8 protein-coding genes, 3 tRNA genes and 1 rRNA gene are annotated in these 13,613 nt (G+C 45.6%); 2 read left to right on the forward strand and 10 right to left on the reverse strand.

Going from position 1 to position 13,613, the window contains the following annotated elements; translation table 11 throughout:
* Positions 1–16: 16 nt before the first annotated feature.
* Positions 17–2,389 carry a beta-galactosidase GalA gene (galA, locus tag BC351_RS31685; protein ID WP_079418595.1) on the reverse strand — a complete coding sequence of 791 codons (2,373 nt, stop codon included), beginning with the start codon at positions 2,387–2,389 and terminating at the stop codon, positions 17–19.
* Between the two features lie 146 nt (positions 2,390–2,535).
* On the opposite strand from galA, the gene BC351_RS31690 reads away from it, so the two are divergent.
* Positions 2,536–3,366: an AraC family transcriptional regulator gene (locus BC351_RS31690; protein ID WP_158082300.1), complete on the forward strand. Its 831-nt coding sequence runs from the start codon at positions 2,536–2,538 to the stop codon at positions 3,364–3,366.
* A 155-nt stretch (positions 3,367–3,521) separates the two neighbouring features.
* Here BC351_RS31690 and BC351_RS31695 read toward each other — a convergent pair whose 3' ends face one another.
* The 5 genes from BC351_RS31695 to BC351_RS31715 form a co-directional block, all read right to left on the reverse strand.
* Positions 3,522–5,081 (reverse strand): response regulator, encoded by a 1,560-nt coding sequence (locus tag BC351_RS31695; protein WP_079418599.1) that lies wholly within the window; start codon positions 5,079–5,081, stop codon positions 3,522–3,524.
* A complete protein-coding gene (locus tag BC351_RS31700) occupies positions 5,059–6,972 on the reverse strand; it encodes a sensor histidine kinase (protein ID WP_079418601.1) in 1,914 nt (637 codons plus the stop codon). Before BC351_RS31700 ends, BC351_RS31695 begins: the two co-directional genes overlap by 23 nt.
* Before the next feature lie 128 nt (positions 6,973–7,100).
* Positions 7,101–8,804 (reverse strand): type 2 periplasmic-binding domain-containing protein, encoded by a 1,704-nt coding sequence (locus BC351_RS31705; protein WP_144028588.1) that lies wholly within the window; start codon positions 8,802–8,804, stop codon positions 7,101–7,103.
* Positions 8,805–8,818: 14 nt separating this feature from the next.
* On the reverse strand, positions 8,819–9,706 hold the full coding sequence (locus BC351_RS31710) for a carbohydrate ABC transporter permease (RefSeq protein WP_079418603.1): 888 nt from the start codon (positions 9,704–9,706) through the stop codon (positions 8,819–8,821).
* Positions 9,707–9,721: 15 nt separating this feature from the next.
* Positions 9,722–10,690, reverse strand: a complete 969-nt coding sequence (locus BC351_RS31715; protein WP_079418605.1) for an ABC transporter permease — start codon at positions 10,688–10,690, stop codon at positions 9,722–9,724.
* A gap of 243 nt (positions 10,691–10,933) precedes the next feature.
* Between BC351_RS31715 and BC351_RS31720 the strand changes: the two genes are divergently transcribed.
* Entirely contained in the window at positions 10,934–11,398 is a 465-nt protein-coding gene (locus BC351_RS31720) for a hypothetical protein (RefSeq protein ID WP_079418607.1), read from the forward strand.
* Positions 11,399–11,886: 488 nt separating this feature from the next.
* Here the strand turns inward: BC351_RS31720 and BC351_RS31725 are convergent.
* The 4 genes from BC351_RS31725 to BC351_RS31740 all read right to left on the reverse strand — a co-directional run.
* Positions 11,887–11,968, reverse strand: a tRNA-Leu gene (locus BC351_RS31725).
* Between the two features lie 12 nt (positions 11,969–11,980).
* Positions 11,981–12,052, reverse strand: a tRNA-Gln gene (locus tag BC351_RS31730).
* A gap of 16 nt (positions 12,053–12,068) precedes the next feature.
* Positions 12,069–12,141 (reverse strand) — tRNA-His (locus BC351_RS31735).
* A gap of 101 nt (positions 12,142–12,242) precedes the next feature.
* Positions 12,243–13,613, reverse strand: a 23S ribosomal RNA gene (locus tag BC351_RS31740); the annotation flags it as partial.

A 13,613-nucleotide genomic window follows, 5' to 3' on the forward strand; every position in this document is an offset into this window, starting at 1 on the left:
TTGTGACCCTGTTCATCTAACGAACGGCTATTTTTATTTGGGCCGACTTCAGCCCAGGTGAAGTAGCTCTGAGCACGATCTCGCCTGCCTGTGCATGAGCTTGAATCAGCGCCAGACAATATCCGTTAAAGGCTCGGCGTCGATCCGCTTTATCCGGCTCATGGCTGCTCGGATTGCCGTTTCCTACCCCCAAGAGAAGTCCTGGTCCCTCCACTTCAAATAGCACTTCATTATCTGCAATCGGAACCACGCGCCCCTGCGCGTCCAGAATGGCTACTTTAACCAAAGAGACGTCCATCCCATCGGCTTGAATGTCTTGACGGTCAGGCTCCAACTGAATACTGGCAGGCGCACCTGTCGTTTGTAGCTTTTTCTCGGCAACTGGCTTCTTATCCCTGTAAGCAACTGCCCTCATTTCGCCAGGTTCATAAGGAACCTTCCATTCCAAATGGCCTGCAGGAGTCATCGGCATTGTTCCTAAACTTTTTCCATTCAAGCTGAGTTCCACCTGATCTCCATTCGAATAGACCCAGACATCCATCAGTTCCCCTTCTCTTCCTGCCCAATTCCAATGAGGGAGAATATGAACCATGGGCTCTTCCGTCCAAACCGATTTGAGATAGTAATACACATCCTTCGGAAATCCGCATATGTCCATAATGCCAAAATGAGAAAGCACACAAGGCCAACTATAGGGGGTCGGCTCGCCCCTGTAATCGAATCCTGTCCATAGAAAGACGCCGCTCAAAAAAGGATGCTCCAGTAGATCGCTCCACGCCTTTTCGACCGTACAGGACCATGACGGCATGAGGACACCCTCATAGGCAGGACAATAGCCTCTCGCTTCATCCACTTCGTAGATCCCGCGTGTTGTCGTACTGCTGGCACTTTCACTTCCTAATATAATTCGCGAGGGATATGCATAATGGTCCGTTACGTCCTGCGCTTTGCGCTGACCATAATTGTATCCGACAATATCGACTTGGTCACTATATCCCTCTCCATTCCAGCCATGGTTCATGGCTGCGAGGGTAGGCCGTGTCGGATCTAGCTTGCGTGCAATTTGAACGAGCGAACGGAGAATCCGGGCGCCAGTCATTTTCCCTTCCAGAATTTCTTCATTCTCCAAACACCAGGCAATAACCGAAGGATGATTGCGATCCCGCATAATTAAGCTCTGCAGCTCCGCAATTCCCTCCGCTGAACTATCCAGCTTGCGATTTTCATCCATAACCATTAACCCTATTCGGTCGCAAATAGCGAGCAGCTCAGGCGATGGCGGGTGATGCGCGCTGCGGTAGGCATTGCAGCCCATTTCTTTTAACAATTGAAGTTTATACGCCATTACGCGATCTGGCAAGGCCACGCCGACACCTGCGAAATCTTGATGGTTGCAAGTCCCTTTAATGAGCGTATGTTTGCCATTTAGGATAAAGCCTTCTCTCGTAAAAGCAATTGTCCGAATGCCAAAACTCGTTCTGTACGTATCCACAATTATGCCCTCTACGATGACTTCCGTTACCAGCTCATACAAATAAGGATGCTCCGGTGACCACAGTCTAGGCTTTGCAACGGATACGAGTTGGTCAATTTGCTTCTGATCGAACTGTGCAACCGTCACTTTCTCACTGACAAGGCCGACAGTAACACCCTCAGCATCCTTGATAGTGGACTTGAGTTCACATGACTGATCTAGTTCGTATTCATTATGCAAACGTGTTTGCAGATGAATATCAGCAGCCTCATCGGTTACGAGAGGTGTTGTCACATAGGTTCCCCATTGCGCGACGTGAAGCCGATCCGTTTTTTGCAGCCAAGTATGGCGGTAAATGCCGCCTCCTTCATACCACCAACCTTCATATCTGTTTGCATCTACTTTAACAACAATGACGTTATTTCCTTCATCCCCATACCGTACAATATCCGAAATATCATACTGAACACTGCTGTAGCCGCTATTGTGGGTTCCAATGACATGGCCGTTGATCCAAACCGTGCTGATCCCCATTACGCCATCAAAATGAAGACTTATCTTTTTCCCTAGATCATGAGAAGGCAGGGCAAACAGCTTACGATAAACGCCAATTCCCGTCGGTAAATAGCCATGGCTTGCTGGACGACTCCCCAGATTCGGGTCATTCATGAAATTGCCTTCCACAACCCAATCATGCGGGATTTTCACCCGACTCCATTCCTTCGGGATCGTGGACTCCGCTGACGCTTGATCAACGTAAGCGATGTCGAGCCATTCCCCTTCTTCCCGCTTCCCATTATCCGTAATCCCTCCCGTCATGCCAGCCTTTACAGCATACTTAATCGGAATGTCGCCTTTGTGAAAAAACCAATCGTTATCAAAACTTTCCCTGCTTCTTGCTTGTTGAGCTGCCATATAGACTCCCTCTTTCCTGTGTATCGATTTAGTTTTAATTTATATAACTATATTGATAATTATATAATTGCAACTAATGAGCAACAATCAGAGGATATTTATGTTAATATAATAAAATTAATATTTGTCATGGGATGGTGGTTTACATGCGGCGTTTTTTCTGGAATGTGCTGACCGATATCGACTTTCATTTGCCACTTTACCTTGTCTCCACCGGTTATTGGATTCATCAGCCACAAGTTGTACGTAGAGAGGGATACAAAGGCTTTCAATGGATTCAGTGCTTTGATGGTCAGGGAATGTTGGAAATCGAGGGAATTACCATACCTATATCCAAGGGTCAAGGCATGCTTCTGTATCCGGGGGTGCCTCATCGCTATTATCCGCTGGTTGAGCCTTGGACCGTTCAATGGGTAGAATTCAATGGGAATTTTGCCGACCCGCTTCTGCAATCTTTGAACTTTCCCAAATCCCTGGTGCTTTATATAACGAAGCCGGACATTTTATTGGCAAAATTTAATGAAATGAACAGCCTTTACAGCCTTCGAACATCCATGTCCAGTTACGATGGCTCGCATCTTCTATATGGACTGCTGTTGGATTTGTTTCGTTACACGTCCACCTCCGATACCCGTTCCAACCATGAACAATACGAGCACTTGAAGCCTGTCATTGACTATATTGAAAATCACTACGATCAGCAGCTCACACTGCAAAATTTGGCCGATCAACTAGCCGTGACTCCACACTATCTATGTGTACTATTTCAAAAAACCTTAGGTACAAGACCCTTCGAGTATATCAACCGGTTTCGAATCCGCAAAGCCAAGGAGTTTCTTCAGCAATCTCCTGCCTTAGAAATTAAAGCAATCTCCTGCAAAGTCGGTTTTGAAAGTCCCAGTTATTTTATTAAATTGTTCAAAAAAAACGAGGGCATTACGCCTAAACAATTCAGAGATTTGCATGCAATCACGTGATGCCCTTACAGGGTGACTCTACATAAGCAGCCTCGGTGCCAGTTACTTTTGGGAACCTCCAGTAGTCTCAGCTTGCATTTGCGGGGAGACAGCCTTCTTCTGTGGCCTGCACAATTGCAGATGTCTCCGCTTTTCACACTTCTGTCCCCCCAGCTCTATCCGTGCTTCATCACGTGGCCTTGATCCCGAAACTCCTGCGGACTTACGCCTTCTAACTCCTTAAACACACGGCTAAAATGCTTCGTATTCTCGAAGCCAACAAGATCACTAATCTCATACACCTTGTACGCTGTAGAGGAGAGCAATTCCCGCGCTTTATCAATGCGCAGCTTTTTTAAATAGTTAACGAAGCTCTCGCCGGTGAATTCCTTAAACGCCTGACTGAAATAGGAATAGTTCAAGGACACATGATTGGAAACGATTGTCATGTTCAAATCCTTCTGGTAATTGTCCTGCATATATTGAACGGCCTTCTTCATTTCCTTATGGTCGATGTGAAACGACTTCATGCTCTTCACATAGTCATTGAGCCGATGCAGCAGCCCTTCTACACTATGGAAATAATCGTGGAAGTAAGTAAAGTTGGCGATATCACCGACTTTTTTGAACAGCCGAAGAATTTCCACCGACTCGCCGCCATAGATTTGAAATATTTTATCAAAAACCAACTCATTAAACGTCTTGCTAACCGCCTCCAGATAGGAGATATCAAACCGTACCACCGTCTGCATATCAAGAACCTCGTGCAGCAGGCCGGTCATTTCCTTGTCGCGATCACTGCCCAGCATGTTCCCGATTTTGCGGATCGTTTCCACAGGCACCTGAAACTCCCTGCTTTTATGACGAATACTTTCATAACGGACTACACCTGGAACAGATAGCAGAAAGGTATAGATCAGCGCTTGCTGCGCTTCCTCATGGGCTTTATGCAGATTGGCTGTACCGCTCGTGTACTCACTGAGTCCCATCCGATAGGAAAAGTAGCTCGATCCCATAATACGATCAGATAAATAGTGAAACAGCTCCCTGTGCTTGGCAATGAGAACGAGCTGGTTCTTCTTCTCATACACATGGGCACGCTGCTCGCGGCATCGTTCAGGCGCATTGCTGATTTCCGCTTGAATACGCGCGAGAAACTCGGTGTGTCCCATCTCATCAACGGTACCTGTATATTGCAGAATACCGAATTGGAAGCCTTCATCCAGCCAGCCCATCTCGATACGCTGCAGCTTTCCTTGCAAGTCCTCTTCCTCCAGATGCGGATGACTAAGCACATAGCTCAACTGGCTTTCTTGAAAAGCTTCCAACTGATGGCTCGAACTCGTCAACTGCTCCTCCCTCAGCGTAAGCTCTCTCTCTAGACGTAGTATCGTACGGGACAACTCATCGCGGATGATCGGCTTCAAGAGATACTCCTTCACATCGCAGCGAATAGCTTCCTTCGCATATTGAAAATCATCGTGTCCGCTAAGGATAACAACGACTGGTTTCAAGTTTAACTCCTGAATTCGGTTAATCAGCGCTATCCCATCCATCTCAGGCATGCGTATATCCGTAATAACAATATCAATCTGAGAATTCTCAATCACCTGGAGGGCTTCTTTGCCATCGCTTGCGAACTCAAACGCATAGTGATCCGGGAATTCCCGTGCAATCATCGCTTTTAGGCCAAGACGAATATTTTTCTCATCATCAACGATAAGCAATTTTCTCATCAGCAGACATTCCTCCAGATAAAATCAGATAGGGCAGCTTCATCATGACTTGTGTGAATTCGCCCTCTGCACTGTCAATTGTGATCCCGTATTCTCTCCCATAATACATCTTAATTCGTTGACTCACGTTGCGCAGACCAATCCCATTCCCCTCATTTTCCTTCGGTACATAACGACTGTACTTCAGATGAAAAGGGCCATCCTCCATCACCATCTTCTCATGAAGCTCGCCAAGCTTATCGCTCGACATGCCTGCTCCATCATCCGTAATCTCGATCATCATCGTATCATCCTTCTTGCAAGCTCGAATGCTAATTGTGATTCCCTCGCGTCTTGCTCGATCTATATACATCCCATGTTTGACGGCATTTTCAATAAGCGGCTGCAGCGACATCTTGAGCACTTCCTGCTCCATATAGTCCTCTGGAATATCAAGCTTAAGCTCCAGCATACCGTCATACCGTATATTCATGATCGCCATGTAATTTTGGATATGCTGGATCTCATCACGCAGGCGTACATGATCCTTCGACCATTTCAAGCTATAACGCATCATGGAGCCCAGGGAGGTTAAAGCATCGGAGATCGTATACTGCGCCTCGACTTCCGCCATCATTTTCAAATTTTCCAACGTATTATAGAGGAAATGGGCATCAATTTGATTTTTGAGCGAGTTTAGCTCCGCTTCCTTCTTTGACGCTTGCTTGTTCACCGCTTCCACAATCAGTTCATTCATCTTCTTCAACATTTGTCTAAAATGATGGGCAAGCTCGCCAACTTCCCCTCCCGCATCCATATCAATGTGCACATTCAAATCTCCTCGGCGAACCTTTTTCATCGAATCGCGCAGAATGTGCAGCTTTTTCAAAATAAGGGACTGCAAGAAATAGGTGATAATAGACAAAAGAGCAATCAGCACTACGGCTGCCGTAATAAATAAATTGCGGGCCTTTTGGATCTGCGTAACCGGCTTTTTCAGAGAAACAACATTCAGTAAATGAGCTTCCAGCTGCTCAATCGGTGTGGATAAGATGAGATATGGCGTATCTCCTACCGTAAAATTAAAATGAAAGGCCTCCTCGTGAGGGCGTGCCTCCCATTCCCGATGAAGCTGCTCCAGATCCATGCCTTGAAAGAAGTCATTTGCCGTATCCGTGAAAATTCGCCCCGTGCGATCCACAACAAGCATGTGAGATTCACCGTCTTGAATCGGACTAAACGTCGTCTGAAAAAATTTATCAATCAGCATATCCACTTCAAGAATACCGACATGCGTATCACTCGGATAATAAATTTCCCTAAACAAGGATACATAGGTTGAAGCAGCCTCGCCATCCAGCGTATCACGCTTCATGACATCCTTCTCATTCTGCAAGATTTCCCACCAAACAGCGCCTTTCTTAGCGACTACACGCGGGTACCACGTTCTTCCGGCAACCCGGCTTTCTTTGAAAATGACCGGCCAAATTTCCATCGTTTTCGGATTATCTGTGAATAAGCGAACATTGGCAATAATCGGGTTATTGAACATCAGCCTTTGCAAATTAGAAAACGTATTCATATTAAAATCGACCAATTCATGGACTTCCAGCTCGCGGGCATTTTGCAAGTAATCAATTACTTCCCGATCAGCTATCGAAAGCTGCGCCGTTCTCCCTACAATTTCGATGTTATTGTGAATGTTGGCTTTTTCGCTTTCCAGCATATACTGATTTTTCTTCAACGTATCCTGAAGCGTGTTTTGATAAAAGCCGTTAAACAAATACCAGGAAAACAAAATGATCGGAATTAAAATAATTACAATATACGCCACAATTAATTTGGCTTGGATGGAAATACGGTTTGTCAGCTGGGTAATTCTGCCCTTTCCTCTGCGTAGCGCGTCTCGCATGACATCACGTCCAATTTCTATAGGCTCTAGCCCTCTTATCTTAATACAAAATTTACCTGAGAGGGATACCTTTGCGGCGAAAAACCCGAAAACCCGGGTAAATGGGGTTTTCGGGCCTGCTTTTGGCTTTACTTCGAGAATTCGGCAATCTTTTTAGTATTCAATTCAAATTCCTTTTGCTCATAGGCTTGAACCTTATCCAATCCAGCTGCAATCCGATCCTTTTGGAATTTGTCAAAAAGCTGATCAAATTCCGCATCCGATTTGGTTAGCAGCAGCTTTGGCAAAGTTTTGCCCCAATTCTGGGCAATTTTGCTGTTGGCAATCCCTTCGACAGACGTACCTGTCGGGATAATATTGTCATATTGCGATAAACTCTTCGTTTTGCCTTTCGTCCACTCTTCCGGCTGTTTAATCGGCTCTACACTTGGCGGAGACCACTTCAGGTTCATATTGGTATCCATCAGCATCCAGAACGTATAGGAAGAGCCATATTTTTTGTCAAAAGAAGCACGATCCTTGTTCAGCAAATCAAGCACTTCCGGCTTAAATTGCTCCTTGCCGTTGATCGTATCGTAGCTTACCCCTTTTTCCCCTAAAAACAGATCCTTATTTCCTTCTTCACTAATCAAATAACTTAAGAATTTAATCGCTCTCGCCTTATCCTTCACATCCTTGGAGATAAGCGTAACCGTCCAACCAGAGATGCCAGGTCCTGCAAGAACAGGAGCATCTTTCTTCGAATTAGCAGGGCCATCTACAGCAATGTAAGCTGTATTTGGATCTTTTTGATACAAGGAAATGTTTTGCTTAGCCAAATCTGAACGTTGGTACAGCATCGCAAAGTACCTGCCTTGGGCAACTTTCTCCTCGATTTGCGGCCGTTTGTCGATAAAAATATCTTTGGACAACAAACCCGTCTCATTCGCTTTGCGGAACGTTTTGAGCCAGCTCACGAATTCCGCATCTGTTGACCGGTCATACAGCTTGCCATCTTTCTCATAAGGAATCGCCAGAAAGTTCGCCAACATAGATGAGTTTTGATTCGCATCCAGCAAGGAATAGTTGCCTGTGTCCCCGAATTCATTTAATCCAAGCGGGATGAGAGGCTGTCCATTAACTTCCGGGAACTTCTCTTTTGCTGCCTTCAGCGCATTAAGGAACCCTTCCGGCGTTCTCATATCTGGCTTGCCGATCGCTTCATACATATCTTTTCGCACTAAAAACGTTTGATTGGAAACAAAGTTCTCTCCATACTTTTTATAATCCTGTGTAGAAGAGGATGCATTCGGATAACCATAGAAATTGCCGTCTTTTTGTGTGTACCAAGATGTTTTGGCCGGGTCTGCTACTTTGAAGAAATAAGGATCATACTGCTTCGCGAGTTCATTCAATGGCAGTACCATATTGCCTTCGATCATTTTTTTCACAGCATCCTCATACCAGCCCAGTGTAATAAAATCAGGCAGCTTGCCGGATGCGATCATCGTATTCAGCTTTTCGTTTTCATTGCCAGCAGGCACGATAAAATTAACACTTACCCCTGTTTTCTTCGTTATGTATTGGGAAGTTGGGTCCACGCCCCATTTGTTCGGGAACCAGGAGAAGTTCAGATACCAATCAAACGTAATCGGCTTCGTATCTGATTTCCAACCTTCCTCCGCTTTCGCACCGGCCGGTACGGCTGTTTGCTGTGCAGCCTCAGTTGACTTCGCAGGCTCTGGACTCGCCGTGTTGGTCGCGCCTTTATCCGTGGAACAAGCAGTAATTGAAACAGCTGTAAACAAAGCAAGCAGCGTAGTCATCGTTTTGCGTGATTTCCTAATGATCATTTGCGTTTCCCCCATTATCCTTTAATCGAACCAATCATGAAACCCTTAACAAAATATTTTTGCAAAAATGGATAAGCGATGACAATCGGCAGCGTAGTTACCACCATAGTAGCCAGTTTAATGGACTGAGAGGATACCGTCTTGGCAATGCTTCCCGTTGTGGCGGCAACCATTTGGTTGGAGCTCGATTGCGCTACTACACGGTACAAGTAGGTTTGTATCGGCTGAAGCTCGCTTTTGTTAATATAGATCATCCCCGTGAAGTAATCATTCCACTGATACACGCCATGGAACAGCGCAATCGTAGCAACCACAGGCATGGATACCGGAAGGATGATTTGATAAAAGATTTTAAAATCATTCGCACCATCAATCTTCGCCGCTTCTTCCAGCGCATCCGGAATTTCCCGAAAGAAGGAAAGAAAGATGATAAGATCAAAAAAGCTAAACATCGCCGGAATAATATACACCCAGAAGCTGTCGAGCAAGCCCAAATCACGAATGAGCAAGTAGTACGGAATTAATCCTCCACTAAAAAATAAAGTAATCGTACCAATTACCATATAAATCGGTCGTCCAATCAGCTCCCTGCGCGAGAATGCGTAGGCTACCATTGCCGTAAAAAATACATGGACAACAGTACCGACCAACGTTTTGGCAACTGTGATGCCCATGGCGAGCATGATACCGTCGTTGGCGAACACAGCCTTGTAGCTGTCCAAGCTGAACATCCGCGGCCACCAATAAATGCCTCCGCGCATAGCGTCATTCCCGTCGTTGAAGGAATTAACCAGCACATACCAGATGGGATACAGCGTTGCGAAGCATATCGCGAGCATCAGCAGATTATTCGCTTGGTCGAATGCCGCCTCTTTGAAGGTTCTGCGTTTTAATGAAAGCAAAGACTTAGCACCTCCTTAAAATAACGATGTATTATTCAACCGCTTCGTAATGAAGTTCGCCGACAGAAGCAATCCAAGTGAAATCAGCGATTTAATCAACCCGACTGCTGTTGCATAAGAAAACCGGCTTTGCTGAAGCCCCGTTTGATACACATAAACGTCAATCACGTTGCTAGCGCTCTCATTTAGCTGATTTTTGAGCACCAGAATTTGATCAAAATTCGAGTTCAGGATGCCGCTGACAGCCAGAATAAACAAAATCGTAATCGTTCCCATAATCGATGGAAGCGTAATGTAGAACATCTTCTGAAAACGTCCAGCGCCATCAATCGTCGCAGCCTCATACATCTCCGGAGATACCCCGGACATCGCGGCCAAATAAATAATCGCCGACCACCCTAGTTCCTTCCAAATATCAGAAGTAATAATGATGCTCCAGAAATAACTGGGCTCGGCCAAATAACTGACAGGCTCCTGAATCACATTTAACGCCAAGAGAATTTTATTAATGATGCCTACGTCCGCCAGCCAAGTCGCAAGAATTCCACCAAGAATAACCCACGAGAGAAAGTGCGGCAGATATGAAATCGTCTGTACCAGCTTTTTAAATCCGATCGAACGCACCTCATTCAAAAAAAGAGCAAAAACAATAGGCAGCGGAAAGCCAATCACTAACTTCAGCACACTCATACCCAGCGTATTCTTAATGACATACCCTAAATTGTCGTCATCCATAAAAGCTTTGAAATGCTCCAACCCGGCCCAAGGCGCTGCAGAAATCGACTTAATGATATTAAAATCTTTAAACGCAATAATAATCCCGTACATCGGCACATAGTTGAAAATGATCATCCATGCAATTCCCAGCAGCGCCATCGCTTGCAAGTAGCGTTGTCCATACATTTTGCGAAGCAGCCTGAATGCGGTGTTTTTAGCAGTTGCTGACTTATGCGCCGGAATAGGAATATCCGCATCTGTATCCATCTTGGCCGTACCTCCATACCCATCTAAGTGTAAGCACTTTCACTTTACTTATTGTATGTGTTTCCTCCGAGCGATGGTAGGCTTCAAATTTCAGCTATGGGTGCTGTTTTTCAGGTTGTTGAAAATTACTAAAATCGATCTATTAACTATGGAATCCATCAGCCCCGTGAATACCCCAAAGAGCAACATCCAGATTCCTTTTATCGTCTAATCAGTAGATAAAATAATGGAAAGAGGCGCTGCATGAAGAAAATTATTTTATTATGTTTTATTAGTTTACCGTTGCTCTTTACAGAAAACTTATCTACCTTTCAGACAGCTTCGTCTAAACAACATGATATTTTCATAAATGGTATTGCCCCTATGGAACCTAATGAAGGAGAAATTGCAATTCAAGAAATAAAGGAAAAAGAAGAACTACACTTACAAGACACGTTACTGAAGAAGAAAAAAGATATTTCCGAGCTTAAACTGTTCTACAAAGATGTAAAAGAAAGTGAACTAATAAAAGTAATAATAAGGATCAAACCAGAGGTAGTTGAAGAAGAATTCGAAAAGAAAATGATTAGCATCATCGGAACAAAAGTAAAAAAAGAAACAATGTTCAACTTTTCCGCGGTATTGATGAAAAGCCAATTAACTCAATTGGATGTTATTGATGAAGTAGATTTTTATACCGTACCGAGTGAACCGTCCTATCTTAATTAAAAAGAAATAACCCGAACCATGCCTACTTTAGTGTAGGATGAATCGGGTTATGGAAAAAACAATTGGCTTCTGATAAGCAAAAGCCAATCTGGTAATTTAGCATGTTGGTGCTTTACCTTAGCATTGATTCCGTGTATACAGTCTTGAGCAAGGCGGATCGCCTCTTTCCCAGCAGAAACCCGAGCAGTTTCGGGATGCAATGGATTGATAGGCCGCGCCAAAGCATCCAGATCAATATTTTGCTAATCCCTATTCGATCAATAATTAAATTACGTATTGTGCTTTTCCCACTGTTACCAATATCAAATTTGGGCAGCACTATCTTAGGTAATACGATTGCTAGTCCATCCGGGTGCTCCGCTTTATAATATCTATTTTCACTGAACTTCCATCTAACGATAATTAATGAAAGGTTTATCAAAATGAATGGAAAGGAAAAGTATGTAAAAATGAAAAAAAACCTTGATTATCAAGGTTTTTTTCGAGGATGCGGTCGGAGGGATTTGAACCCTCACGCCTTGTGAGCGCCACCCCCTCAAGATGGTGTGTCTGCCGTTCCACCACGACCGCTTAAAAGGTATACTGGGGATCTAGGATTTGAACCTAGGCATGACGGAGTCAAAGTCCGTTGCCTTACCGCTTGGCTAATCCCCATTAGTTAAGGGAAAAGGGCGACCGATGGGACTTGAACCCACGAATGCTGGATCCACAAACCAGTGCGTTAACCCCTTCGCCACGATCGCCACAGTAGGGATTTATTCCCTGAAGACTAGATACGAAACTTGCGTAAAGTACGATTTTGCTAACTACAGTAACGTAGTTGCTAGCTGCTTAGTCAGCTATATAGGTTAAGCCCTCGACCGATTAGTATTCGTCAGCTGCATACGTTGCCGCACTTCCACCTCGAACCTATCAACCTCGTCGTCTACAAGGGGTCTTACATACTGGGAAATCTCATCTTGAGGGGGGCTTCGCGCTTAGATGCTTTCAGCGCTTATCCCCTCCGTACATAGCTACCCAGCTATGCCTCTGGCGAGACAACTGGTACACCAGCGGTACGTCCATCCCGGTCCTCTCGTACTAAGGACAGCTCCTCTCAAATTTCCTACGCCCGCGACAGATAGGGACCGAACTGTCTCACGACGTTCTGAACCCAGCTCGCGTACCGCTTTAATGGGCGAACAGCCCAACCCTTGGGACCTACTTCAGCCCCAGGATGCGATGAGCCGACATCGAGGTGCCAAACCTCCCCGTCGATGTGGACTCTTGGGGGAGATAAGCCTGTTATCCCCAGGGTAGCTTTTATCCGTTGAGCGATGGCCCTTCCATTCGGTACCACCGGATCACTAAGTCCGACTTTCGTCCCTGCTCGACTTGTAGGTCTCGCAGTCAAGCTCCCTTATGCCTTTGCACTCTGCGAATGATTTCCAACCATTCTGAGGGAACCTTTAAACGCCTCCGTTACATTTTAGGAGGCGACCGCCCCAGTCAAACTGCCCACCTGACACTGTCCCCATACCGGATCACGGTACCAGGTTAGAACTCCGATACGATCAGGGTGGTATCCCAACGTCGCCTCCACCCAAGCTGGCGCTCAGGCTTCAAAGGCTCCCACCTATCCTGTACAGATCGTACCAAAGTCCAATATCAAGCTGCAGTAAAGCTCCATGGGGTCTTTCCGTCTTGTCGCGGGTAACCTGCATCTTCACAGGTATTAAAATTTCACCGGATCTCTCGTTGAGACAGCGCCCAAGTCGTTACGCCATTCGTGCGGGTCAGAATTTACCTGACAAGGAATTTCGCTACCTTAGGACCGTTATAGTTACGGCCGCCGTTTACTGGGGCTTCAATTCATAGCTTCGGGTTGCCCCTAACCACTCCTCTTAACCTTCCAGCACCGGGCAGGCGTCAGCCCGTATACTTCGCCTTGCGGCTTCGCACAGACCTGTGTTTTTGCTAAACAGTCGCTTGGGCCTTTTCACTGCGGCCCCCTCGGGCTATTCACCCTACCGAGGCACCCCTTCTCCCGAAGTTACGGGGTCATTTTGCCGAGTTCCTTAACGAGAGTTCTTCCGCGCGCCTTAGAATTCTCTTCTCACCCACCTGTGTCGGTTTGCGGTACGGGCACCTTCGCCTGGCTAGAAGCTTTTCTTGGCAGTGTGAAATCATGACCTACGGTACTTAAAGTTTCCCTCCCCATCACAGCCCAGCCTTA

This window comes from Paenibacillus ferrarius (assembly GCF_002027705.1).
Taxonomy (GTDB): Bacteria; Bacillota; Bacilli; order Paenibacillales; family NBRC-103111; genus Paenibacillus_E; species Paenibacillus_E ferrarius.